At 58.9% G+C, this 23,514-nt stretch carries 21 protein-coding genes; 6 read left to right on the top strand and 15 right to left on the bottom strand.

The features are described 5' to 3' along the window. Window positions 1-105: 105 nt before the first annotated feature. Window positions 106-1,497, bottom strand: coding sequence for an L-cystine transporter (locus ACWGZX_RS12660; protein WP_452628532.1), 1,392 nt, complete (start codon window positions 1,495-1,497; stop codon window positions 106-108). A 242-nt stretch (window positions 1,498-1,739) separates the two neighbouring features. On the opposite strand from ACWGZX_RS12660, the gene ACWGZX_RS12655 reads away from it, so the two are divergent. Beyond that, window positions 1,740-2,795 (top strand): haloacid dehalogenase-like hydrolase, encoded by a 1,056-nt coding sequence (locus ACWGZX_RS12655; protein ID WP_452628531.1) that lies wholly within the window; start codon window positions 1,740-1,742, stop codon window positions 2,793-2,795. 165 nt (window positions 2,796-2,960) lie between these two features. Here ACWGZX_RS12655 and ilvD read toward each other — a convergent pair whose 3' ends face one another. The 5 genes from ilvD to ACWGZX_RS12630 all read right to left on the bottom strand — a co-directional run bounded on the left by ilvD (window position 2,961) and on the right by ACWGZX_RS12630 (window position 9,939). Beyond that, window positions 2,961-4,802: a dihydroxy-acid dehydratase gene (ilvD, locus tag ACWGZX_RS12650; protein WP_452628530.1), complete on the bottom strand. Its 1,842-nt coding sequence runs from the start codon at window positions 4,800-4,802 to the stop codon at window positions 2,961-2,963. A gap of 258 nt (window positions 4,803-5,060) precedes the next feature. Further along, window positions 5,061-6,272, bottom strand: a complete 1,212-nt coding sequence (locus ACWGZX_RS12645) for an MFS transporter (RefSeq protein ID WP_452628529.1) — start codon at window positions 6,270-6,272, stop codon at window positions 5,061-5,063. After that, window positions 6,265-7,242, bottom strand: a complete 978-nt coding sequence (locus tag ACWGZX_RS12640; RefSeq protein ID WP_452628528.1) for a diiron oxygenase — start codon at window positions 7,240-7,242, stop codon at window positions 6,265-6,267. The genes ACWGZX_RS12645 and ACWGZX_RS12640 overlap by 8 nt, the downstream gene beginning before the upstream one ends. Further along, on the bottom strand, window positions 7,239-8,318 hold the full coding sequence (locus ACWGZX_RS12635; RefSeq protein ID WP_452628527.1) for a SagB family peptide dehydrogenase: 1,080 nt from the start codon (window positions 8,316-8,318) through the stop codon (window positions 7,239-7,241). The genes ACWGZX_RS12640 and ACWGZX_RS12635 overlap by 4 nt, the downstream gene beginning before the upstream one ends. A gap of 424 nt (window positions 8,319-8,742) precedes the next feature. Then, window positions 8,743-9,939, bottom strand: coding sequence for a class I SAM-dependent rRNA methyltransferase (locus ACWGZX_RS12630; RefSeq protein ID WP_452628526.1), 1,197 nt, complete (start codon window positions 9,937-9,939; stop codon window positions 8,743-8,745). A 230-nt stretch (window positions 9,940-10,169) separates the two neighbouring features. Between ACWGZX_RS12630 and ACWGZX_RS12625 the strand changes: the two genes are divergently transcribed. The 3 genes from ACWGZX_RS12625 to ACWGZX_RS12615 are packed head-to-tail and all read left to right on the top strand — an operon-like array spanning window position 10,170 to window position 12,204. Beyond that, entirely contained in the window at window positions 10,170-10,985 is an 816-nt protein-coding gene (locus ACWGZX_RS12625; RefSeq protein ID WP_223518208.1) for an HDOD domain-containing protein, read from the top strand. Window positions 10,986-11,013: 28 nt separating this feature from the next. Next, window positions 11,014-11,826, top strand: coding sequence for a bifunctional DNA-formamidopyrimidine glycosylase/DNA-(apurinic or apyrimidinic site) lyase (gene mutM, locus ACWGZX_RS12620; protein WP_223517970.1), 813 nt, complete (start codon window positions 11,014-11,016; stop codon window positions 11,824-11,826). A 54-nt stretch (window positions 11,827-11,880) separates the two neighbouring features. Beyond that, the gene (locus tag ACWGZX_RS12615) at window positions 11,881-12,204 is read left to right on the top strand and encodes a multidrug transporter (protein ID WP_452628525.1); all 324 of its coding nucleotides are present in this window, start codon (window positions 11,881-11,883) and stop codon (window positions 12,202-12,204) included. Window positions 12,205-12,342: 138 nt separating this feature from the next. On the opposite strand, the gene ACWGZX_RS12610 is transcribed toward ACWGZX_RS12615, so the two are convergent. The 5 genes from ACWGZX_RS12610 to ACWGZX_RS12590 form a co-directional block, all read right to left on the bottom strand. Beyond that, window positions 12,343-12,594 (bottom strand): YfhL family 4Fe-4S dicluster ferredoxin, encoded by a 252-nt coding sequence (locus tag ACWGZX_RS12610; RefSeq protein WP_007945532.1) that lies wholly within the window; start codon window positions 12,592-12,594, stop codon window positions 12,343-12,345. 102 nt (window positions 12,595-12,696) lie between these two features. Next, window positions 12,697-13,176: a pantetheine-phosphate adenylyltransferase gene (gene coaD / locus ACWGZX_RS12605; RefSeq protein WP_007945531.1), complete on the bottom strand. Its 480-nt coding sequence runs from the start codon at window positions 13,174-13,176 to the stop codon at window positions 12,697-12,699. Window positions 13,177-13,291: 115 nt separating this feature from the next. Continuing rightward, on the bottom strand, window positions 13,292-14,887 hold the full coding sequence (locus ACWGZX_RS12600; RefSeq protein WP_452628524.1) for a GMC family oxidoreductase N-terminal domain-containing protein: 1,596 nt from the start codon (window positions 14,885-14,887) through the stop codon (window positions 13,292-13,294). A gap of 53 nt (window positions 14,888-14,940) precedes the next feature. Further along, the gene (locus tag ACWGZX_RS12595) at window positions 14,941-15,486 is read right to left on the bottom strand and encodes a twin-arginine translocation pathway signal protein (RefSeq protein ID WP_452628523.1); all 546 of its coding nucleotides are present in this window, start codon (window positions 15,484-15,486) and stop codon (window positions 14,941-14,943) included. Window positions 15,487-15,514: 28 nt separating this feature from the next. Then, a complete protein-coding gene (locus ACWGZX_RS12590; RefSeq protein WP_452628522.1) occupies window positions 15,515-16,945 on the bottom strand; it encodes a coniferyl aldehyde dehydrogenase in 1,431 nt (476 codons plus the stop codon). Between the two features lie 146 nt (window positions 16,946-17,091). Between ACWGZX_RS12590 and ACWGZX_RS12585 the strand changes: the two genes are divergently transcribed. Beyond that, window positions 17,092-17,763 carry a TetR/AcrR family transcriptional regulator gene (locus ACWGZX_RS12585; protein WP_452628521.1) on the top strand — a complete coding sequence of 224 codons (672 nt, stop codon included), beginning with the start codon at window positions 17,092-17,094 and terminating at the stop codon, window positions 17,761-17,763. A gap of 33 nt (window positions 17,764-17,796) precedes the next feature. Continuing rightward, window positions 17,797-18,651, top strand: coding sequence for a sulfurtransferase (locus ACWGZX_RS12580; protein ID WP_452628520.1), 855 nt, complete (start codon window positions 17,797-17,799; stop codon window positions 18,649-18,651). Window positions 18,652-18,789: 138 nt separating this feature from the next. Here ACWGZX_RS12580 and ACWGZX_RS12575 read toward each other — a convergent pair whose 3' ends face one another. The 4 genes from ACWGZX_RS12575 to ACWGZX_RS12560 are packed head-to-tail and all read right to left on the bottom strand — an operon-like array spanning window position 18,790 to window position 23,293. Beyond that, window positions 18,790-19,788 (bottom strand): hydrolase, encoded by a 999-nt coding sequence (locus ACWGZX_RS12575; protein ID WP_452628519.1) that lies wholly within the window; start codon window positions 19,786-19,788, stop codon window positions 18,790-18,792. A 55-nt stretch (window positions 19,789-19,843) separates the two neighbouring features. Beyond that, window positions 19,844-20,455 carry a 16S rRNA (guanine(966)-N(2))-methyltransferase RsmD gene (gene rsmD / locus ACWGZX_RS12570; protein WP_140664229.1) on the bottom strand — a complete coding sequence of 204 codons (612 nt, stop codon included), beginning with the start codon at window positions 20,453-20,455 and terminating at the stop codon, window positions 19,844-19,846. Then, entirely contained in the window at window positions 20,455-21,945 is a 1,491-nt protein-coding gene (locus tag ACWGZX_RS12565; protein ID WP_452628518.1) for a M16 family metallopeptidase, read from the bottom strand. Before ACWGZX_RS12565 ends, rsmD begins: the two co-directional genes overlap by 1 nt. Further along, entirely contained in the window at window positions 21,938-23,293 is a 1,356-nt protein-coding gene (locus tag ACWGZX_RS12560; protein ID WP_452628517.1) for a M16 family metallopeptidase, read from the bottom strand. The genes ACWGZX_RS12565 and ACWGZX_RS12560 overlap by 8 nt, the downstream gene beginning before the upstream one ends. Window positions 23,294-23,514 lie beyond the last annotated feature (221 nt).

Raw genomic sequence — 23,514 nt, 5'->3', positions numbered from 1 at the left:
TCGGCTCCTACAGGGTTAAGTGGTGTTCACACAATGTGTGTTTCACCTCAAAACCCTGTAGGAGCCGGGCTTGCCCGCGATGAGGCCAGCCCAGCCTATAAAGATCTAAGCGTGAGCCAAATCCGCATGCTCATCCGCACCCAGAAGCTCTTTATCCGTCTGCTGCATGATCTGGCTGGTAATCGCCCCAGCCGTCATCGACCCACTGACGTTCAGCGCCGTACGCCCCATATCAATCAGCGGCTCGACCGAAATCAGCAACGCCACCAGTGACACCGGCAAGCCCATCGCCGGCAGCACGATCAGTGCGGCAAACGTCGCGCCACCGCCCACGCCCGCCACACCGGCCGAGCTCAGCGTCACAATCGCCACCAGCGTTGCAATCCACAGCGGGTCCATGGGGTTGATGCCCACGGTCGGCGCCACCATGACCGCCAACATCGCCGGGTACAGGCCGGCACAGCCATTCTGGCCAATGGTCGCGCCGAACGACGCGGCGAAACTGGCAATGGACTGAGGGATGCCCAAACGACTGGTCTGCGCTTCGATGCTCAACGGAATCGTCGCCGCGCTTGAACGGCTGGTAAAGGCAAACGTCAGCACCGGCCAGACCTTGCGGAAGAACCGCAGCGGGTTGATCCCGGCCGCCGACACCAACACGCCGTGAACCACAAACATCAGGCCCAGGCCGAGGTAGGACACCACGACAAAACTGCCGAGCTTGATGATGTCTTGCAGGTTGGAGCCGGCGACCACTTTGGTCATCAGCGCCAATACGCCGTAGGGCGTCAGCTTCATTACCAGACGCACCAGGCGCATCACCCAGGCTTGCAGGGTGTCGATGGCGTTGATCACTTTCTGACCTTTCTCGACGTCATCCTTCAGCAATTGCAAGGCAGCGACCCCGAGGAACGCAGCAAAAATCACCACGCTGATGATCGAGGTCGGCTTGGCGCGAGCCAGATCGGCAAACGGGTTTTGCGGAATGAACGAGAGCAGCAGTTGCGGCACGTTCAGGTCGGCGACCTTGCCGGCGTAGTCGCTCTGGATGGTTTGCAGGCGCGCCAGTTCCTGGGTGCCGGCCACCAGGCCTTCAGCGGTCAAGCCAAACAGGTTGGTCAATCCGATGCCGATCAACGCCGCAAGGGTGGTGGTGAACAGCAGCGTGCCGATGGTCAGGAAGCTGATTTTGCCCAAGGACGACGCGTTGTGCAGACGGGCCACGGCGCTGAGGATCGAGGCGAACACCAGCGGGATCACGATCATTTGCAGCAACTGCACGTAACCGTTGCCCACCAGATCGAACCAGCCGATCGAGGCTTTCAGTACCGGGTTGCCAGCACCGTAAACGGTGTGCAGAGACACACCGAACACCACGCCCAGCACCAGGGCGAGCAGGACTTTTTTCGCCAGGCTCCAGGTGGTGTGACGGGTTTGTGCCAGGCCAAACAGCAGGGCGAGGAACACCAGCAGATTGAGAATCAGCGGCAGATTCATAAAGACTCCAATAAGACGTGTGCTGGCTGCCTTCCTGGACAGCTGCGAACCGGGAATCCTAACAGCTTGATATCTAATGAATTAATACCGAAAACAGAGGTTAACTGTCGTTTTTGGAATAAGGGCGCGTCGCTTACAGAGATGCAGCTGGCGCAATAGGTACGCTAACGGTCGCTGACAGACGAGGACTGTCACACATATTTGTTAGCGTCGATGTCTTTCAAATTCAGGGAGAATCGTCGATGAAATTCGTACCGAAATTACTGGCTGCAGCACTTTGCCTGGGCCTTGCCGGCCAGGTACTCGCAACCGACTTGAAACACTGGCCCGCCGATCAGGCCAAGGCGCTGGACGCAATGATTGCCGCCAACGCCAACAAAGGTAACTACGCGGTGTTCGACATGGACAACACCAGTTACCGCTACGATCTGGAAGAGTCGTTGTTGCCGTTCATGGAGAACAAGGGCCTGATCACCCGCGACAAACTCGACCCCTCCCTGAAGCTGATTCCGTTCAAAGACACCGCCGACCATAAGGAAAGCCTGTTCAGCTACTACTACCGCCTCTGCGAGCTCGACGACATGGTGTGCTACCCATGGGTCGCCCAGGTGTTCTCCGGCTTCACGCTCAAGGAACTCAAAGGTTATGTCGACGAGTTGATGGCGTCCGGCAAACCGGTGCCGGCCACTTATTACGAAGGCGACGTCGTCAAAAAACTCGACGTCAACCCGCCGAAAATCTTCACCGGCCAGAAAGAGCTGTACAACAAACTGATGGAGAACGGTATCGAGGTCTACGTGATGACCGCCGCCTCTGAAGAGCTGGTGCGCATGGTCGCCTCCGATCCGAAGTACGGCTACAACGTCAAACCGCAGAACGTCATCGGCGTGAGCCTGCTGCTCAAGGACCCGAAGTCCGGCGAACTGACCACCGCGCGCAAACAGATCACCGCTGGCAAGTATGACGAGAAGGCTAACCTCGGTCTCGAACTGACCCCGTATCTGTGGACCCCGGCGACCTGGATGGCCGGTAAACAGGCGGCGATCCTGACCTACATCGATCAGTGGAAAAAACCGGTACTGGTCGGCGGCGACACCCCGAGCAGCGACGGTTACATGCTGTTCCACAGCGTCGACGTGAACAAGGGCGGCATCCACTTGTGGGTCAATCGCAAAGACAAATACATGACCCAGATTAACGGCATGATGGCCACAAACGCCGCGGCCCAGGCCAAGGAAGGGCTGGAGGTTACGGCGGACAAGAACTGGGTGATCGTGAAGCCTGAGGAAATTCAATAACACCGAGGTGCAGCCATCGCGAGCAGGCTCACTCCTACATTGGAATGCATTCTCCTGTAGGAGTGAGCCTGCTCGCGATGGGGCCGTCATGTTCAACCATTAAATCGGTCAGACAAAAAAATGCCCCGCACTTGGCGGGGCATTTTTATTGTCGACGGTGAGTGCTTACAGCCCGTCGAGCATCGCCTTGTTACGCACGGCACCCTTGTCGGCGCTGGTCGCCAGCAGGGCGTAGGCTTTCAGTGCGGTGGTCACCTTGCGTGGACGTTTTTCCACAGGCTTCCAGCCTTTCTGATCCTGCTCGGCGCGACGCCCAACCATTTCTTCATCGCTGATCAACAGGTTGATCGAGCGGTTCGGAATGTCGATCAGCACTTTGTCGCCGTCCTGCACCAGACCAATTGCACCGCCCGCCGCCGCTTCTGGCGATGCGTGGCCGATGGACAGGCCCGAGGTGCCGCCGGAGAAACGGCCGTCGGTGAGCAGGGCGCAGGCTTTGCCCAGGCCTTTGGATTTCAGGTAGGACGTCGGGTACAGCATTTCCTGCATGCCCGGGCCGCCTTTCGGGCCTTCGTAACGAATGATCACGATGTCGCCGGCTTTCACTTCGTCTGCGAGGATGCCGCGCACGGCGCTGTCCTGGCTTTCGAAGATCTTCGCGTTGCCTTCGAAGACATGGATCGATTCGTCGACGCCAGCGGTTTTCACCACGCAGCCATCGAGCGCGATGTTGCCGTACAGAACGGCCAGACCGCCTTCTTTCGAGTAAGCGTGCTCGACACTGCGGATGCAGCCGTTTTCACGGTCGTCGTCCAGGGTTTCCCAACGGGTCGACTGGCTGAACGCGGTTTGCGTCGGAATGCCTGCCGGGCCGGCCTTGAAGAAGTGGTGCACAGCTTCGTCGTCGGTCTGGGTGATGTCCCACTTGGCAATGCCTTCGGCCAGGGTCTTGCTGTGCACGGTCGGCAGGTCGGTGTGCAGCAACCCGCCACGGGCCAGCGAGCCGAGGATGCTGAAGATCCCGCCGGCACGGTGCACGTCTTCCATGTGGTACTTCTGGATGTTCGGCGCGACTTTGCACAGTTGCGGAACGTGACGGGACAGACGGTCGATGTCGCGCAGGTCGAAATCGATCTCGGCTTCCTGGGCCGCAGCCAGCAAGTGCAGGATGGTGTTGGTGGAACCGCCCATGGCGATGTCCAGCGTCATGGCGTTTTCGAACGCCTTGAAGTTGGCGATGTTGCGCGGCAGTACTGATTCGTCGTTCTCGCCGTAGTAACGCTTGCACAGCTCGACGATGGTGCGGCCGGCTTGCAGGAACAATTGCTCGCGGTCGCTATGGGTGGCCAGGGTCGAACCGTTGCCTGGCAATGCCAGGCCCAAGGCTTCGACCAGGCAGTTCATCGAGTTGGCGGTGAACATGCCGGAGCACGAGCCGCACGTCGGGCAGGCGCTGCGCTCGTACTCAGCGACTTTCTCGTCAGAAGCGCTGGAGTCGGCGGCGATCACCATGGCGTCGACGAGGTCGAGACCGTGGCTGGCCAGTTTGGTCTTGCCGGCTTCCATCGGGCCGCCGGAGACGAAGATCACCGGGATGTTCAGGCGCAGAGAGGCCATCAACATGCCAGGGGTGATCTTGTCGCAGTTGGAGATGCAGACGATGGCGTCGGCGCAGTGGGCGTTGACCATGTACTCGACGGAGTCGGCGATGATCTCGCGGCTCGGCAGCGAATACAGCATGCCGTCGTGGCCCATGGCAATGCCGTCATCCACGGCAATGGTGTTGAATTCTTTGGCGACACCGCCAGCGCGTTCGATTTCGCGGGCGACCAGTTGGCCCAGGTCCTTGAGGTGGACGTGGCCCGGTACGAACTGGGTGAACGAGTTGGCAATGGCGATGATCGGCTTTTTGAAGTCGTCATCTTTCATCCCCGTGGCGCGCCACAGTGCGCGGGCACCGGCCATGTTGCGGCCGTGGGTGGATGTTTTCGAGCGGTAATCAGGCATGAAGCACTCCGGGCGGCTAATCAGGTATCAAAAGGGAAGTGAGCTTCTATTGACGTCTGGAACACTCAGAAATGGCCGTGTGTCCGGAAGTTGCCGATAACTTTGCGGGATCGCCGCGCGCTTCAGCTTGAGCTCATAAACCCGCCGGGGGATGACTGGCGATGAATGTCGCGATTCTACACGGCTGGCGTCAGGAGGGAATGCCGGCAAGCGTTGATCCCGTGCTGACGGAGCGGACGAAATGACGACTGGCACGTATCACCCGGTATTAAGCGCCTGTTGAGTCTTGTGGTTGATCACTGCGTTCACCCCAAGCCCGGCAACGCTCAGTGTCAGAAAGCCAAGAGCCAGCGTCGTGGTCAGGTTTTCGGGCATCAGATTGATTACTGAACTGGTCACACCGCCGAACATGAAAATCAGCATGGCCCCGACCGAAGTGGAGGCCCCGGCATTCTCTGGGTGAAGACTCATCGCTTTGGAGTTGACGATTGGCCTGGCAATGGTGGTGCCGATGGTGCAGACCAGCATGGAGATCAACACCGTCGCCGCAGAAAGACCGAACTGGCGAGTCAGCCACATCATGAGCCCGCCTGAAACGGCGATCAGGCCCAGGCCGATAATGATCTGGGTGTTGGCTTGCAGGTATCGATGCAACACGCTGGCTAATACCCCGCCGAATACGTACGCCACGCCATATAGCAGCAACGCCCAAGCAAATTCATACGGCGAGAGCGCCAGACGCTCCATGAAGATGATGGGCGAAGAAACGATGAACGAAAAATGGCAGGCGAAGGCCAGGGCCGAAATCAACCAGTAACCCATGAAACGTACATCCGAACATAAGCGCCAATAAACCCTGAAAAATCCCTTGTGTAGCGCCCTGTGGACAGGCGGCATTTCCTTGATTAGCCGGTAGGCACCGAGCCAGGTCATAACCGCCAGTGCAATAAATACATAAAAACTGCCTTGCCAGCCGAAGCACGATTGCAGCCAGGTTCCCAGCAGTGGGGAAATTGAAATAAATACTCCGCCCCCCGTCACCATCCAGATCCTGATGCGCTCCCGTTCTCGACCGGCAAACAGGTCCTGTATCAGCGCCTGAGACAACGAAAATGACCCGCAACCAATCGCCTGAATCACGCGAAAGAACAAAAAACAGCGGTAGTCGCTGGCGACCAAGCAACCAGTCGCTCCAATTGTCGCGATGGCAATGCCTCCCAGCAGCAGCTTCTGGCGCCCCCACACATCCGACAATGGCCCGATCAGCACCACTGACAGTGCCAGTCCGATGGCAAACACGCTGACGGACAGAGCGATCCCGGACGGTGAGGTCTGAAAATAGTCAGAAAGAGCGGGAAATGATGGGAGCACCACGTCGAGGGGAAAAACCCCCAGAAGTGTCATGGTCATCAACAGAATGATCGTAGCCCGACGTTTTTTTGCGTGGGCTATATCGTTTCCTTTATTCATCAAGAAGCCCGGCTCTGGTGAAGAGTTGCCGGTTGTGAGGCAGATCGAAGAACCCTGCTTTTTTCAAGGCGTTCAGGGTGGCCCTGGCACCCGACCGGGCGCGTTGCAGGCACGATTGCGCGTTGAACAGCCCTTCGATGATGTCTGCGCAGGAGGTTTCGCTGAGGCCGACACTGCGAAAGCTTGCCCTCAGCCAACGCTCATCGACCTCAAAGAAAACCCGAATGATCTCCGGCAGCAGCCCGGCGCAGAACAGGCGTTGAGCGCTGTTCAGGTGCAGCCACAGATGGTGGAAAACCTCGGAGAAATAGCGACTGTGCAGCGCCTCGTCGGCGAGGTGGTCCCTGAGCATTTCCTGAACGCCGTCCACCAACGCATCGCGACAGATGTCGAGCAGATCCTTGGCGATGATCGTCTCGGAGACGAAACCGGTGAGGAACCAGGCCAGTGGCTTGTGCCTGTCGGGTGTGCGCTCGAGCAGGGCGTTCAGTCGGGTGATTCGCTGCGGCATGACCGGCCGATCGGCCATGCCGTAGTGAGCGGCAATCTGCTCGGCGAGGCTATTGGAAAACAGGGCGTGGTAACCCTCATCGGTGTACAGCTGCAGCGCGGCCTTTTTCATCCGTTGGGGAACACACACGCCGAGTTCGCCATGGACGATGGCTTCGACAGATCGATTGACGATGCGGTGTTCGAGCAAGGTGGTGTAGTCGAGGAAATGCACCAGATGATTGGCCGATAGTCGATGGGAGATTACCCGGCCGGCGTCTTTGATTGACGGGTGATTCAGATAAGGCAGGAAGGCCGGTGGAAACCAATGGCGGGTTTCCAATTGCTGTTCAACATCCGGCGGCAATAAATAGGTGTGCTTGCTGGTTCGCACGGCTGCCCGGTTATCCCAGGCGCCGAGGGTGAAACGCTGGGCCCAGCCGACGGGAAGCGATGCCTGTTCAAGGAGCGAGCCCGTCATGATTGGGACTCCTGCCGGCTCAGCAGCGCTTTGAGTTCCTTGCACATCACGTCGCCGTCGCTGTTCCCGCAGCCGACAAAAAACAAAGGCTGCTCTGCGCTGTCATTGAGGCCCAGCAGCGTTTCGACCTGATCGTCCGTCAGCGCTCCGGTCAGCCAGGTGTTCAATCCCAAAGAGGTGGCCACTAACTGGAAGGTCTGGGAAATATGTCCGGCTTCAACGTAGGCCATTCGGTAAGCGCGCGAGTGTTCATATTTCCACCACAGTTTGTCGAATCGACTGGTGATGAACAGGCCCACCGGCAGGTTATTAATGAAGTGTTGCCCGCACAGCAGATGGCCCAACGGTCGATTTGGCAGTGGGTTGACGTAGCTCAACGCATGCTCGGTAGGATGGTAGGCATAGAGCCCGGGTTTCAGGCCGCTGACATTTTGTACAAGAAGGAAGCCTTCACAAGCGTTCAGCCCACCTCCGGAAGGACTGGTACGCCGGGCGTCGAGTCCTTCGGCAATGCTTTCGTCGATGTCATCTTCACGTTCTCGCAAGTAGCCCAGGGACAAGTAAAGCAACGTGCTGACCGCTTCGAATGAGAGCGTGTCCCCGGTGAAGGTTCGGCAGGTTTTTCGGTCGATCAGGGTGTTAGCCAGAGAGCCTTCCGGCAGCCATGAAGGTTTCGGCAGCGTAATCAACTCGCCTGCCAGGCGTTCCGCCAGCCGCGTGTCCGGGGTCGGTGTGGCCAAGACTTCGCTGCAATGATTCAGATATTCTCTGGACCATTCATGAATATCTTGTGGGGTGTGTTGGCAGGGAATGTTCTTGGTGCCGATATGGAATATTTTCGACAGATCATCCCAGCCCCACTCAATAGCAGAAGGTGTTGCTGTGGTCAGTATTCCTGCTTCAAGAAGTTGCATGTCTATGCTGTTTTTATTATTGAATCTGTTCGGTTTGTTGATAAGTTCTGCCAGTCGGGTTGAATGCTCAAGATCCAACTCATACTGTTTGTGGTTTTTGTAATCCCACACTATTTGACCTGGCGTGCGAGGAAGTATGAAGAGATAAGGGTTTATCTGCATGGTGGGTGGTTCACTCTGGAGTTTTCCATAGAGAACGCTGGGTAGCCGGCACTCCCCAGCGCTTCATTTACTTAGCGGGCTTTTGGCGCAACCAGAAAAGCCAGGTTGGCGATGTTGTTAGCTTCCAGAGTAATTGCTTTCATGTTTGGAACTCCTTGTAATTGATAGTGATCGTCACTCCAATGTGACAACTCAATCATAGTTGCTAATGCGCTCTTATCAAGGAGAGATTGAGTAGGAATGTTCTAGTAGTTTTGTCAGATGAATCGAGAGTGTGAATAAGTTTTGTAAGGCGTATTCTTTAAAATCAAAAACACAGAGAAACGTCCTGCAAGTCACCAGGACTGCAAGTGTAGGAAGTTGTAGGGTTGAATATCAGATAGTAGAACGGGGAGCCGATCGGCTCCCCGTCAAACCGGCGTAATCAGCTGTTTGGCAGCAGGCGGCAGGTGATGCTCTTGATGTAGCGAGTCTCGGCGATGGCCGGGTGAACCGGGTGGTCCGGGCCCTGACCGCCACGCTCCAGCAACTGGATATTGCGGTCCAGGTGGCGGGCGCTGGTCAGCAGGATGTTTTGCAGGTCATCTTCGGGCAGGTGCATCGAGCACGAAGCACTCACCAGGATGCCGTCCTTGCTGAGCAGGCGCATGGCTTGCTCGTTCAGGCGGCGGTAGGCGCCTTCACCGTTCTTCATGTCTTTCTTGCGTTTGATGAAGGCCGGAGGGTCGGCCACGATCACGTCGAAACGTTCTTCGCTGGCTTTCAGTTCTTTCAGGGCTTCGAACACGTCGCCTTCAATGCAGGTCATTTTGTCGGCGAAACCGTTCAGCGCGGCGTTACGCTCGACGCCGTCGAGGGCGAAGGCGGAAGCATCGACGCAGAATACTTCACTGGCGCCAAACGCGGCAGCTTGCACACCCCAACCACCGATGTAGCTGTACAGGTCCAGCACACGTTTGCCTTTGGCATACGGGGCCAGGCGTGCGCGGTTCATGCGGTGGTCGTAGAACCAGCCGGTTTTCTGGCCTTGCATGACCGGTGCTTCGAATTTCACGCCGTTTTCTTCCAGCGCCACCCACTCCGGTACCAGGCCGAACACAGTTTCGACGTAGCGGTTGAGGCCTTCGGCATCACGGGCGGCGGAGTCATTCTTGAACAGAATGCCGCTTGGCTTGAGCACTTGGGTCAACGCGGCAATCACGTCTTCTTTATGGGCTTCCATGGTCGCCGAGGCGATCTGCACCACCAGGATGTCGCCGAAACGGTCGACCACCAGACCTGGCAGCAGGTCGGAGTCGCCGTAGACCAGACGATAGAACGGCTTGTCGAACAGACGATCGCGCAGCGACAGGGCGACGTTGATGCGGTGAACGAGCAACGACTTGTCCAGCGGCAACTTGATGTCGCGCGACAACAGACGGGCGCAGATCAGGTTGTTCGGGCTCATGGCAACGATCCCCAGCGGCTTGCCGCCGGCGGCTTCGAGGATCGCCTGGTCACCAGCCTTGAAACCGTGCAAAGGAGTGGCGGCTACATCGATTTCGTTGCTGTAGACCCACAAGTGGCCGTTTCGCAGGCGACGGTCGGCGTTGGCTTTGAGGCGCAGGCTAGGCAGGGACATGACGTCGCTCCGGAAAAAAGAGCGGGAGTATAGCGTGTTGCGCAAGGCCACGGTTTGGCGGATAGACATGCGGTGAAGGCCACGGGCGGAGATGAAACTTCAGCAGATGCGCCGTCCAAGGTGTCGGATCCAACTTTTAGAAGCTAGAATCTGCGCCTGGCCCAGAGTGTGTACATATGTCCCAAGAGCTGACTACCGAACAGATTCAACAGTCCCTGCAAGGCATCAGCGTGCCAGCCCAGCCGCAAATCATGGTGGATTTGCAGATGGAGCAGTACATGCCCGACCCGGACCTGGAAGTGATCGCGAAGCTGATATCCCAGGACCCGGGCCTCTCTGGCGCTTTGCTGAAAATCGTCAACTCGCCGTATTACGGATTGAGCAACAAGATCGCCTCGATCCAGCGTGCGGTGAACCTGCTGGGCAGCCGTTCAATTATCAACCTGATCAACGCGCAGTCGATCAAGGGTGAGATGAATGACGACACTATCGTCACCTTGAACCGCTTCTGGGATACGGCTCAAGACGTGGCGATGACCTGCCTGACGCTGGCCAAGCGCATTGGCGCTCAGGCCGGCGATGAAGCGTACGCCCTGGGGTTGTTCCACGATTGCGGTGTGCCGTTGATGCTTCAGCGTTTCCCGCAATACATGACGGTTCTGGAAGAGGCGTATGCTAACGCCAGTACCGAATGCCGGGTGGTGGACACCGAGAACCGGGCGTTTAACACCAACCATGCCGTGGTGGGTTACTACACCGCCAAGTCTTGGCGTCTGCCGGATCATGTGACCGCCGCTATCGCCAATCACCACAATGCGTTGGCGATCTTCAGCGATGAGTCGTCGCGCAATGCGCAGCTCAAGAACCTGCTGGCGATCCTCAAGATGGCCGAACACATTTGTGCGTCTTATCGAGTATTGGGTAACCAGGCCGAAGACCACGAGTGGAACAGCATCGGGCATCTGGTGCTCGATTATGTCGGCCTCTCGGACTATGACTTCGAGACGCTCAAGCAAACGATTCGCGACCTCGGCACTCACCGCTGAGTGTTGGATAGCCTGATTCGAGAGCAATATGCCTGAACTGCCAGAAGTCGAAACCACCCGCCGCGGGATTGCGCCGCACCTGGAAGGCCAACGCGTCAGCCGAGTGATCGTGCGTGACCGGCGCTTGCGCTGGCCGATTCCGGAAGACCTTGATGTGCGGCTGTCCGGGCAGCGCATCGTGCTGGTGGAAAGGCGCGCGAAGTACCTGTTGATCAATGCCGAAGTCGGCACGCTGATCAGCCATTTGGGTATGTCGGGGAATTTAAGGCTGGTGGAAGCTGGCCTGCCGGCGGCCAAGCATGAGCATGTGGACATCGAACTGGAGTCCGGTCTGGCGCTGCGTTACACCGACCCGCGACGGTTTGGCGCGATGCTCTGGAGCCTCGACCCGTATAACCACGAATTGCTGATTCGCCTGGGTCCGGAACCGTTGACCGACCTGTTCGACGGCGAGCGCTTGTTTCAGCAGTCTCGCGGGCGCTCCATGGCGGTCAAGCCGTTCATCATGGATAACGCCGTGGTGGTCGGCGTCGGCAATATCTACGCGACCGAAGCGCTGTTCGCCGCCGGCATCGATCCGCGCCGCGAAGCCAAGAGCATTTCCCGGGCGCGTTATTTGAAGTTGGCGATCGAGATCAAACGCATCCTGGCCGCTGCCATCGAGCGCGGCGGCACCACGTTGCGCGACTTTATCGGGGGAGACGGCCAGCCGGGTTACTTCCAGCAGGAACTGTTCGTGTACGGCCGAGGCCATGAGCCCTGCAAGGTCTGCGGCACGGAACTGCGGGATGTGAAACTCGGGCAGCGCGCCAGCGTCTTTTGCCCTCGCTGTCAGAGCTGAGAGGTCCTGCGGTCTATAGTCAGTGTTCTCACTGCCTCGCATTAGGACCGTGCCATGAACCTGTTTCGAATCCTTGTCGTTGTGGGGCTGCTGGGCGTGGGTGCGTCCGCGCTGGCGGCCAACAGCGGCAGCGGTGACCCGCTCTACACCATCCAGAATCCCCCGGCGTTCGCCATGATCGGTGACTTGCTGATTGCCCGGCCTTTGTTGGTTGTGGCGACGGTGATCGGTGCCGGCGTGTTTGTGGTGTCGCTGCCGTTTACCGCGCTGGGTGGCGGCGTCGGCGATGCGGGACAGGCGTTGGTGGTTGACCCTGCGAAAGCGGCGTTTGTGCGGTGTCTGGGGTGTATCGGGGAGGGGTTTGAGCAGCGGGAGTGAAGGCAGTTATAGCTTCGGTGTTGCTGATGGCCTCTTCGCGGGCAAGCCCGCTCCTACAGTTGACCGCGGTCTAATGTAGGAGCGGCGGTACGACGATTCGACTTGCCCGCGAAGGCGTCGGAGCAGACAGTAAAAGATTCAAGCCTTACCGGTAATCTTCCGGTACTTCTCCATCAATTCGTCTTCAGTCTCCGGATGCGCTTCGTCCAGAGGAATGCAATCCACCGGGCACACTTGCTGGCACTGAGGTTCGTCGTAGTGGCCGACACACTGCGTGCACAGGTTAGGGTCGATCACGTAGATCTCTTCGCCTTGGGAAATGGCGGCGTTCGGGCACTCGGGTTCGCAGACGTCGCAGTTGATGCAATCGTCGGTGATGATCAGGGACATGCTAACTCCAGCCGGGGCGGCAGGCCCGGGCGTAATAAACCAATGCGCACAATTGTGCCGCATTGGCGCCCGCAGTGCACGCGGGCGCCGATTCAGCGGTCGTTACTTCTTGAATCGCTCGGTGAGGGCGTCCGCCACGGCAGGGTGGACGAACTTGGTGATATCGCCGCCAAGCGCAGCGATTTCACGGACCAGCGTTGAAGAAATGAACGAATAACGCTCGGATGGAGTAAGAAAGAGGCTTTCCACATCCGGCGCCAGTTGGCGGTTCATGTTGGCCAGCTGGAATTCGTATTCGAAGTCCGATACCGCGCGCAAACCACGCAAAAACACGTTGGCGTTCTTCTCTTTGGCGAAGTGCGCGAGCAGCGTCGAGAAACCGACGACTTCAACGTTCGGCAGATGTTTAGTGACCTCGCGGGCCAGCTCCACACGCTGTTCCAGAGGAAACAACGGGTTTTTCTTGGGGCTGGCGGCAACGGCGATGATTACATGATCGAACAGGCGCGCGGCGCGTTCGACCAAGTCGCCATGGCCCTTGGTAATAGGGTCGAAGGTACCTGGGTACAACACTCGGTTCATCGCGTCGTCCTGGCGGGAGTCCGTTGGGGAGTCGGATGGTATCGCAGCCTTCCCGGTCGGCCAAGTCGCCTGTTGGGTAAGAAAGCACTATAGACGATAAGAATATTCTCCCTTTTCATGGGTTTTTCAAACGTTCGGCCAGGGAAGTGGCCAGTTGTGCTGTCAGCCCATAGATCGACAATTGCGGGTTTGCGCCAATGCTGGTGGGAAACAGAGAGCCGTCATGGACTGACAGATTGCTGAGCTGGTGATGACGGCCGAGGCTGTCGGTGACGGCGTTTTTCGGGTCTTCACCCATCGCACAACCGCCCATCACGTGGGCGCTGCCCAAGCGTGTTCGATACAACTCAAGGCTCAAACCATCGATCAGCGTGCGCGCTTCGGCCAGGGTTTTTACGTAGCGAGCATCGGCGTGCATCGGCATCACCGCTTTGGCGCCACCGGCGAACTGGATCTCGGCCATGCTGTGGAAGGCTCGGCGCAAGCCGTCCCAGGTGTAGGGTGAGACTTGATAGTCGAGCACTGGCGTATTGTCACCGCGCAGTTCAACACTGCCGCCGGGGCTGTCCGGATGAAAACCGTCGCGCAGCAACGCGAGCATGGCGTGGGTATGGGGCAGGTGCTCCATGTGCTGGGCGTTTTCCTTGCCAAAGCCGCCGAGCAGGGTCGTCGCCAGTGCCGGGTGCAGCGGCGGGACTTCGAGTTTGTAGGCCATCTTGCCGGTGGTGCCGTCCTGCCATTGGAAATGGTCGGAGTAGATCGATTGCGGCGCGCCGTAGAACGGGTTGATCACTTCGTCGAACAGCCCGGCGGACATGTTCACCAAATGCAGGAACGTGCGTTTGCCCAGGCGCTTGTGCGGATCCGGTGCGTCAGAGCGCAAGAGCAGCCCCGGGCTGTTGATCCCGCCGCCGGCCAGTACGTAATGTCGCGCCTTGACCGTGATCGTGCGGCCGGTCGGCGCGACGCAACGGTCGTCCATCGCCACGCATTGCAAACCGGTGACTTTGCCGTCCTTGATCGACAGTTTTTCCGCGCGGGTCAGATACAACAGCTCGCCGCCTTTTTCCAGCGTTGCCGGAATGGTCGTGACCAGCATCGATTGCTTGGCGTTGGTCGGGCAGCCCATGCCGCAATAGCCGAGGTTCCAGCAACCGCGCACGTTGCGCGGGATGACGTGCCAGCTGTAGCCGAGTTTTTCACAGCCTTTGCGGATCACGTCGTTGTTGGCGTTGGGCGGCACCATCCACGGTGCGACGCCGAGGCGTTGTTCCATTTTCTCGAACCACGGCGTCATCTCGGCTGGTGAGTGGCCTTTGACATCGTGCTCCTTGGCCCAGTGTTCGAGCGTCGGGGCTGGCGTGCGAAAGCTCGATGTCCAGTTGATCAGCGTGGTGCCACCCACCGCCCGACCCTGAAGGATCGTGATCGCGCCATCCTTGCTCATGCGCCCGATACCTTCCTGATAGAGGCTGGAGTAGGCCTGGTCTTCGAGCATCTTGAAGTCGCTGCTGGTCTTGAGCGGGCCTTCCTCGATCAGCAGCACCTTGTAGCCGGCGGCGCTGAGGATTTCAGCCGTGGTGCCGCCGCCAGCACCGCTGCCGATGATCGCCACATCCGCTTCGAGGGTCAGGTCTTGGGTCAGTTGCGAGCCATTGTAGGTTTTCCAGCCACGGGACAGGCCTTCTCGGAACGGGTCGGGTACAGGCATTCTCAGATTCTCTAGTTGTTATGGTTTGGATGCAGTGGTGGGGCGACTCGATTTCAGACCGTAGGCGGTCCGGGATACCCGCAATGCGCCCACGATTCCGCCCGGCTGTACCACGCCATCATCACCAGTTGCAGCAACGAGCTATGCCCCATGCGCAACAAGCCCAATGAGCTGTTTTCCCAACGATCAAGGAAGTGCCGGATTTCATCAGCGCTGGCGTTTTCCCAGCTACCCCAAATCCCGGTCAGCGGTCCGCGAGTCACGGCCATCCCCAGCACATCGAACAATTGCTGGGTCAGCTTGAGCATTTCCGGGGACAGGTGATTCAGGCTGTTGTCCAGGCTGTGCAAGGTCTGGTCGACCGAGGCCGGCATTTTTTCGGCTGCGACAGCGCCCTCGAGCATCACCGGGATCAGGGCCCGCAAAAACAGCAGGTCGCCGCTGCGCAGCAACGTGAAGCCGGTCGCCGGAGTGCTCGACGAGCAGCCGCTGAGGCTCGCGCCCAAGCCGGCCGTGGCCAGAAAGGCGCTCGCGCCGAGGCTGAATTTCAGCAAGCCGCGCCGTGACAGCGTGGGTGTATCGGTCAAGCTTGGGTTCATTATTGTTGTTACCCGGTGGTGGTGATGGTTAGCGGATAAACAGCTTCTGGATCAGTTTCTGAATAGATTTTCCGTACGGCGGGTAGATCAGCTTCGATGCGTTGAAGCGCTGTTTGATCAACACGCCTTTGGCCTTGCTGAAGGTCAGGAAGCCTTCGTGGCCGTGGTAATGGCCCATGCCCGAGGCGCCGACGCCACCAAATGGCATGTCGTCCTGAGCGACGTGAAGCAGGGTGTCATTGAGGCAAACACCCCCGGAATGGGTTTCATGGAGCACGCGGTTTTGTTCGCGCTTGTCGTAGCCGAAGTAATACAGCGCCAGTGGGCGAGGGCGTTGGTTGATGTAGGCAAACGCCTCGTCCAGACTCTTGTACGGCACGATTGGCAGCAGGGGGCCGAAGATTTCGTCCTGCATCACGGTCATGTCGTCGGTGACGTTGAGCAGCAGGCTGTGACTCATGCGACGACCCTGACCCTGATCGAACAACGGAATCAGCAGTGCACCTTTGCTGGTGGCATCGCTGATGTAGCCGTTGAGACGCGCCAGTTGCCGCTCGTTGATGATGGCGGTGTAGTCCGGGTTGTCAGCCAGTGTCGGATAAAAACCGCGAATCACCTGACGATAAGCCTCGACGAAATCATCCACACGATCTTCCGGCACCAGTACGTAATCCGGGGCCACGCAGGTTTGCCCGGCGTTCAGGGTTTTGCCGAAGGCGATACGTTCGGCGGCGTCTTTCAATGGCACATCATGGGACACGATGGCCGGGGACTTGCCGCCGAGTTCGAGGGTCACCGGGGTGAGGTTCTCGGCCGCCGCACGCATCACGTGTTTACCGATGCTGGTGGCGCCGGTGAACAGCAGGTGATCGAAAGGCAGGCGAGAGAACGCTACGCCGACATCGGCTTCGCCCAGCACGACGCAGACCAGGTCTTGAGGGAAGACTCGCGCGAGCAATTCCTTGAGCAGCATACCCGTGGCGGGAGTTGATTCGCTGAGTTTGAGCATCACCCGATTACCGGCCGATAGCGCGCCCACCAATGGGCCGATGGCCAGGTACAGCGGGTAGTTCCACGGCACGATCACGCCGACCACGCCCAGCGGTTGGTAAACAACTTTGGCCGCCGCCGGCTGAAAAGCGATGCCCACCTTGCGCCGCGAGTCCTTCATCCAGCCTTTAAGGCGCTGGCTGGCGTAATGAATGCCGTGAAGGCTGGGCATTATTTCGGCGAGCAGAGTTTCATCGGCGCTGCGGTTGCTGAAATCCTGGCTGATCGCCTCGATCAACGCCTGACGTTCGCTGTTCAACAGGTCACGCAGTGCTTTGAGCCATTGCTGGCGCTGGGCGGCCGGCGGCATCGGGTTGGCGGCGTAAGCGGCGCGTTGTGCGTCGAACAGGGTTTGCAGTTCTTCCAGAGACTGATTCATGTTCTGAAGGTAGGCGATATCAGCAGTCATTGTCGGCTCCGGATTAGTTGTAATGAAGACCTTTTTAGAGTCTATACTCTAGAAAGTCAAATGGCATCCTCGAACAGCTTTGTTTTATCCACTCGTGGATAGGTCGTAAGATGCCCATCATCGCACTCTGAATTTAAGCTCAAGCCATGGCCCCTCGGATCAAAACCAGCGAGCGCATCGTGCAGAACAGCCTGGAGCTGTTCAATCAGCAGGGTGAGCGCAGTATCAGCACCAACCACATTGCTGCCCATATGGAAATTTCACCAGGCAACCTTTACTACCACTTCCCCAACAAGCAGGCGATCATCGCCGTGTTGTTCAGTGAGTACGAAAGCCTGGTGGACAGCTTCCTGCGCCCGCCTCAGGGGCGTGCGTCCACAGTGGACGACAAGCGCTTCTACCTTAAGGAGTTGCTGGCGGCGATGTGGCGCTACCGGTTTTTGCATCGTGATCTCGAGCACCTGCTCGACAGCGATCCGGAACTCGCCGCCCGTTACCGGCGGTTTTCCCAGCGCTGCCTGATCCATGGCACGCACATCTACGCGGGCTTCGTCGAGGCCGGCATCCTGCAAATGGACAAGGTGCAGATCGAGTCCCTGACGCTCAACGCGTGGATTATCCTGACGTCCTGGGTGCGGTTTTTGTGCACCACGCGGGAAAACTCCAATCACCTGAGTGAACAAGCCATTAAACGTGGGGTGTATCAGGTGCTGGTGCTTGAGGCCGGTTTCGTGACGGATCAGTCTCGCGATGCAGTGAACGCGCTGTACGAAGAGTTTTACGTGCCGCTGGCCCAAGCCCTTGAAGAAGTGCAGTAGGATTAAAAACCGACTTAGTCACAGGAGCCCGCTATGCCCATTGCGCAACTGATCAGCCCGCAAGCACTGGACCTGAAAAAGGACCAGCCGGGGTTGGTGATTCTGGATTGTCGTTTTGCCCTCGAAGACCCGGACTATGGCCAGCGCAGCTATGCCGAAGGGCACGTCGCCGGGTCGAAGTTTGCCGATCTTGAGCGTGATTTGAGTGGGTCGGTGGTCAAGGGCGTGACGGGGCGTCATCCGCTGCCTGACGCTGAAGCGTTGGTCGAGCGCCTGCAAGCCTGGGGTATCAACGCCGACAGCGAAGTGGTTTTGTACGATGACGGCCCGGGTGCCTTCGCGGCACGGGCCTGGTGGTTACTGGCGTGGCTGGGCAAGCGTGACGGCGTGTTTATTCTGGATGGCGGGCTCAAGGCCTGGCACGCGGCAGGTTTGCCGCTGAGCCTGGATGCGTGCGACACCAAACGCGGCACCTTCAGCGGGACACCGGACAACGCGCTGATCTTGAGCGCCAAACAACTTCAGCAGCGTCTCGGCCAGCCGGCGCTGACCTTGCTGGACGCCCGGGCCTTGCCGCGTTTCAAAGGCGAAGTGGAGCCGATTGATCCGATTGCCGGGCATATTCCGGGAGCGCAATGTGCGGCGTTCAATGAAAACCTGGGCAGCGATGGACGATTCCTGCCGGCTGATCAGCTCAAGCAGCGATTTGCCACAAAACTCGGTGATCGTTCGCCGACCGATCTGGTGGCGTACTGCGGTTCAGGCGTGACGGCTTGCCATAACCTGTTCGCGCTGTGTCTGGCGGGTTATCCGTTGGGTTCGTTGTATGCCGGATCGTGGAGCGAGTGGATCAACGATCCTGCGCGCGGCATTGCCACCGGCGAGTAACCGCTAAACCCTGTGGGAGCGAGCCTGCTCGCGATAGCGGTGTGTCATTCAACTGAGATATCGACTGGTACACCGCTATCGCGAGCAGGCTCGCTCCCACAGTAATGCTCAATTCTTGCCTTGATTGGCGTCGATGGACTACCCGCGCCCTACGGCTGCCAGCCACTGCGGAATGCGCCGCTCCAGGTAATAACCCGGTTGCCTGAACGAGCCATCGACGAAACCGACATGCCCACCTTTGGCTTGTAATTCGAGTTGCGTGCAGGCGGACAGTTCGTCATCTTGCGGCAGGCTGTGGGGGAAAACGAAGGGATCGTCTGCTGCCTGAATGATCAGGGTCGGTGTGCGAATCTCTCCAAGGAAATAACGACTTGAGGCGCGGCGATAGTAATCCTCGGCATCGATAAAACCATTCAACGGTGCTGTGACCCGGCCATCGAAATCCCAGAAGGTGCGCATGTTCTCCAGCGAACCGAGTGCCGCCAATGCCGCCAGGCCATCTTCGCGTCCGTCATGTTGAAACTTGCGTTGTTTGTTCTTGATGTAGGCGAGCATCTCGCGCATGAAATGCGCCTGGTAGACCCTGGAAAAGCCTTGGCCGATACGATCGGCGCAGTGGTCGAGGCGAAACGGTACCGACACCGCCACCGCACCGGCCACGCCACTGTCACTGCCGGATTCGCCCAAGTGCTTGAGCAATATATTGCCGCCCAGGGAATAGCCCACCACATAAAGTGGCGCTAACGGACGTTTGGCCCGCAGGTGCCTGATGACTTCGGCCAGGTCTTCGCTGGCACCAGAATGGTAGCTGCGGGCCAACAAGTTCGGCTCGCCCGAGCAGCCGCGCCAGTTCAGCGCGACACTGGCCCAGCTTTGGGCGGCGAGTGCTTTTTGCACGCCGGCCACATAAGGTGAATTCGACGACCCCGTCAGTCCGTGCAGCACCAGCACCAACGGTGCCGCCGCGCTGTGCGGGCCATGCCAGTCGAGGTCGAGAAAGTCGCCGTCATCGAGCCACAAGCGTTCGCGCTCGCGTTCAATGTGCGTGGTTTTGCGCCATAGCGGTCCCCACAAGGTTTGCAAGTGCGGGTTGCCCAGGCCCAAGGCGGGGGTGAAGCGGTCTGGCAGATGGGACACGATTACTCTCGATGCAGCGGTGCGCAACGGGTGCGCACCTTTTCAGGCCGGTCGATTAACCGGCGATCTCTGCCATACGTTGCCACAATGCGTAGTAAACCCGCCCGGATTTCTGCTCGCGGTGCAGGCGCCAGTTGCCTGGCAAGCCGAGGGACGACGGCGCGTTCTCGCTTTCGGTGTAGATCCAGGCCTCGTTGGCCAGCCACTGACGCTCTTCCAGCAGCGTGCATACGCTCGGCAGCAGGTTCTGGTTAAACGGCGGGTCGAGGAACACCAGGTCGTAGGCCGTGGCTGTCTGGGTTTCCAGGTAGCGCAGGGCATCGGCGGTTTGAATCTGGCCGGTGGTGCAGCGCAGTGTGCCCAGATGCTCCTTGATGCTGGCGACCGCGATGTTGCTGGCGTCCAGCGCCTGGCCCATGGCCGCGCCACGGGACAGGGCTTCCAGAAACAGTGCGCCGCTGCCGGCGAACGGGTCCAGCACCTTGGCGCCCGCAACATAAGGCGCGAGCCAGTTGAACAGGGTTTCACGCACCCGGTCTGGCGTCGGGCGCAAGCCCGGGGCATCAGGGAAGCTCAGCTTTCGGCTGCCCCATTCGCCGCCAATGATGCGTAGTTGATTCACGCCGTTATGGACGTTGTGAACAGGTTTTTTAGGACGCGTGGCCATTAATGCTCCGGAACCCCGAGCGGCTGCTCGGCAGGTTTATCAGATGGGGCCGGTAACGGCTTTTGTGGCACGGTCGGGCCAGCGCTGACGATGACCATTTTGTCCGTGCTCAAGTGTTTGTTCAGTGCGGTTTTGACCTGTTCGACGGTCAGGCTCTGGGACTCACGCATGAAATCATCCAGATAACTGAGCGGCAGGTTGTAGAACCCCATGGCGCCCAATTGGCCGACGATATCGGCGTTGCTGGCGGTCGACAGCGGGAAGCTGCCAGCCAGTTCACGCTTGGCGTCATCGAGTTCTTTCTGAGTCGGGCCGGTTTTAAGGTAGTCGGCCAGCACGTCCTGCACTAGTTTCAGCGTGCCTTCGCTCATTTCGGCGCGAGTCTGCAGGTTGATCATGAACGGGCCGCGCGCCTGCATCGGGGTGAAACCCGAGTACACGCCGTACGCCAGTCCGCGTTTCTCGCGCACTTCGCTCATCAGGCGGGTGCCGAAACCACCGCCGCCGAGGATCTGGTTGCCCATGGACAGTGCGGCGTAGTCCGGATCATCACGGTCGATGCCCAGTTGCGCAAGCATCAGGTTGGTTTGCTTGGACGGGAACTCGATGTGGCCGACGCTGGCTTTGGGGTCTTCCGGCTGCGCGATCTTCGCCAGTGCCGGGCCTTTTGGCAGCGCGCTGGAGACCTGCGCGGCAATCGCCTCCGCCTCGGCGCGGGACAGGTCACCGACCAGAGCAATCACCACGTTGCCAGCCGCATAGGCTTTCTCGTGGAACGCTTTTAACTGAGCCTGTGTGATCGCTGGAACGTTTTTCGCCGTACCGTCACTGGCGTGCGCATATGGGTGATCACCGTACAAACGATTCATCAGCTCCAGGCTCGCCAGTTTGCCGGGGTTTTGCTTCTGGTATTCGAAGCCGGCGAGCATCTGGTTCTTGATGCGCGCGAAGGAGTCGGCCGGGAAGGTCGGTTTGCCAATGACTTCAGAGAACAACTTCAGGGCCGGTTCACGCTTGTCCACGGCACTGAGGCTACGCAAGGAAGCCAGTGCCATGTCTTTAAATGCACCGTTGCCAAAGTCAGCGCCCAGGCCTTCGAAGCCCTCAGCGATGGCGCCGGCATCTTTGCCGGCCACACCTTCGTTGAGCATCGCGTTGGTCAACGTGGCGAGGCCCGCTGCATCGCCGTCCTGGCTGCTGCCGGCGGCGAAGATCAGGCGCATGTCGAACATCGGCAGCTCGCGGGCTTCGACGAACATCACCTTGGCGCCTTCGGCGGTGTTCCAGGTCTGTACGTCAAGGGCGCGGTGGCTCGGTGCCTTGCCATCGAGTTCAGTCAACGATTGCAGCTTCTGGCTGGACTTGGCTTTGTCCAGTGCTTCGCTGGCTTTGGACTCATTGCTTTTGGACAGGTAAAAGGCAGCGGAGCCGATCAGTGCGACAGTGACCAAGCCGATCAGGGCCAGACGTGGTTTTTTACGCTCACTCATGAGTCGTCTCCAGTGGCAGTACATGGGCGACGCTGAGACGTTCGCGGGTGAAATACAGCTTGGCGGCGTTCTGGATGTCTTGCGGCGTTACGCTTTCCAGGTCGGCCAGTTCGGTGTCCATCAGCTTCCACGACAGGCCGACAGTTTCCAGTTGGCCGATGGAAGTGGCCTGGCTGGTGATCGAGTCGCGCTCGAAGACCAGTCCGGCAATCACCTGAGCCCGTACGCGTTCCAGCTCTTCGGCGGACGGTGCGGTGGTTTTCAATTGTTCGAGCAGCTTCCACAGACCGGCTTCAGCCTGGGCCATGGTTTTCTTTTTCTGGGTGTTGGGTGAAGCCGACAAGGTGAACAGACTGTCGCCGCGGGTGTAGGCGTCGTAGCTCGACGAACCGCCAGACACCAACTCTTCGCCTCGCTCCAGTTGTGTCGGGATGCGACCGCTGTAGCCGCCGTCCAGCAGGGCCGAGATCAGGCGCAAGGCGTTTACCGAGCGCTTGTCTTCGGCGGTGGCGATGCTCGGCACGTTGAAGCCCAGCATCAGGCTCGGCAATTGGGTTTGCACATGCAGGGTGATCAGGCGTTCGCCGGGTTCGGCCAGTTCCAGGGGGATTTTCGCCGGGGGTACATCGCGTTTGGCGATGGGACCAAAGTAACGCTGGGCCAAGGCTTTGACCTCGTCCGGGGTTACGTCACCAACCACCACCAGCGTGGCGTTGTTCGGCACGTACCAGGATTGGTACCAGTGGCGCAGATCTTCAACTTTCATGCGGTCCAGGTCGACCATCCAGCCGATGGTCGGCGTGTGGTAACCGCTGGCCGGGTAAGCCATCGCCTTGAAGCGTTCGTAGGCCTTGGACGTCGGCTTGTCGTCGGTGCGCAGGCGACGTTCTTCTTTAATGACCTCGATTTCGCGGGCGAACTCGTCACTCGGCAGACGCAGGCTGGCCATGCGGTCTGCTTCCAGCTCGAAGGCCACGCCCAGACGATCGCGGGCCAGCACTTGATAGTAAGCCGTGAAGTCGTCGCTGGTGAACGCGTTCTCTTCAGCGCCGAGGTCGCGCAGGATCAGCGAGGCCTCACCGGGGCCGACTTTCTCGCTGCCCTTGAACATCATGTGCTCGAGGGCATGGGAAAGACCGGTCTGCCCCGGTGTTTCGTAGCTGGAACCGACCTTGTACCAGACCTGGGAAACCACCACCGGCGCACGATGGTCTTCGCGCACGATAACTTTCAGGCCGTTATCGAGAGTGAATTCGTGGGTGGGTTGTGGATCGGCAGCGAAGGCTGACAGTGGCAGACAAACTGTGCTGAGCAGCAGGCCTGCAGCGCGGCGGGCTAGAGCATTCATTCGTTTTTAAACCTGTTGGACTGCCCGCTTGGTCTTAGCCTAGGCGGGCGAGGAGGTGCTAGGATACTGATCCGTTTTACTGGCGGCCACGCCTATCAGGCCTTTGATCGGTCAGCAGGTTGTTTGGGTTTGCGACGCAAGCTTTGAGTTTGATAGCTAAACTCTGTGTTTTCGCCGACGATGCCGTTCCAGTCCTTCGAATTAGTCGACCTTTGAGGTGC

Source organism: Pseudomonas sp. CLCA07 (genome assembly GCF_053615335.1).
Note: the sequence above shows the minus strand (reverse complement) of the source record. Positions and strands in the feature narration are given on the sequence as shown.

Bases quoted from the DNA above. Each gene is read 5' to 3' on its own strand.
- ACWGZX_RS12580 (WP_452628520.1), top strand. From the start codon at position 17,797: ATGCCCATTGCGCAACTGATCAGCCCGCAAGCACTGGACCTGAAAAAG.
- ACWGZX_RS12590 (WP_452628522.1), bottom strand. From the start codon at position 16,945: ATGACTGCTGATATCGCCTACCTTCAGAACATGAATCAGTCTCTGGAA.
- rsmD (WP_140664229.1), bottom strand. From the start codon at position 20,455: ATGGCCACGCGTCCTAAAAAACCTGTTCACAACGTCCATAACGGCGTG.
- ACWGZX_RS12610 (WP_007945532.1), bottom strand. From the start codon at position 12,594: ATGTCCCTGATCATCACCGACGATTGCATCAACTGCGACGTCTGCGAA.
- ACWGZX_RS12615 (WP_452628525.1), top strand. From the start codon at position 11,881: ATGAACCTGTTTCGAATCCTTGTCGTTGTGGGGCTGCTGGGCGTGGGT.
- ACWGZX_RS12630 (WP_452628526.1), bottom strand. From the start codon at position 9,939: ATGTCCCTGCCTAGCCTGCGCCTCAAAGCCAACGCCGACCGTCGCCTG.
- ACWGZX_RS12585 (WP_452628521.1), top strand. From the start codon at position 17,092: ATGGCCCCTCGGATCAAAACCAGCGAGCGCATCGTGCAGAACAGCCTG.
- ACWGZX_RS12565 (WP_452628518.1), bottom strand. From the start codon at position 21,945: ATGAGTGAGCGTAAAAAACCACGTCTGGCCCTGATCGGCTTGGTCACT.
- ACWGZX_RS12640 (WP_452628528.1), bottom strand. From the start codon at position 7,242: ATGACGGGCTCGCTCCTTGAACAGGCATCGCTTCCCGTCGGCTGGGCC.
- ACWGZX_RS12560 (WP_452628517.1), bottom strand. From the start codon at position 23,293: ATGAATGCTCTAGCCCGCCGCGCTGCAGGCCTGCTGCTCAGCACAGTT.
- ACWGZX_RS12660 (WP_452628532.1), bottom strand. From the start codon at position 1,497: ATGAATCTGCCGCTGATTCTCAATCTGCTGGTGTTCCTCGCCCTGCTG.
- ACWGZX_RS12655 (WP_452628531.1), top strand. From the start codon at position 1,740: ATGAAATTCGTACCGAAATTACTGGCTGCAGCACTTTGCCTGGGCCTT.
- ACWGZX_RS12600 (WP_452628524.1), bottom strand. From the start codon at position 14,887: ATGCCTGTACCCGACCCGTTCCGAGAAGGCCTGTCCCGTGGCTGGAAA.
- ACWGZX_RS12595 (WP_452628523.1), bottom strand. From the start codon at position 15,486: ATGAACCCAAGCTTGACCGATACACCCACGCTGTCACGGCGCGGCTTG.
- coaD (WP_007945531.1), bottom strand. From the start codon at position 13,176: ATGAACCGAGTGTTGTACCCAGGTACCTTCGACCCTATTACCAAGGGC.
- ilvD (WP_452628530.1), bottom strand. From the start codon at position 4,802: ATGCCTGATTACCGCTCGAAAACATCCACCCACGGCCGCAACATGGCC.
- mutM (WP_223517970.1), top strand. From the start codon at position 11,014: ATGCCTGAACTGCCAGAAGTCGAAACCACCCGCCGCGGGATTGCGCCG.
- ACWGZX_RS12645 (WP_452628529.1), bottom strand. From the start codon at position 6,272: ATGAATAAAGGAAACGATATAGCCCACGCAAAAAAACGTCGGGCTACG.
- ACWGZX_RS12635 (WP_452628527.1), bottom strand. From the start codon at position 8,318: ATGCAGATAAACCCTTATCTCTTCATACTTCCTCGCACGCCAGGTCAA.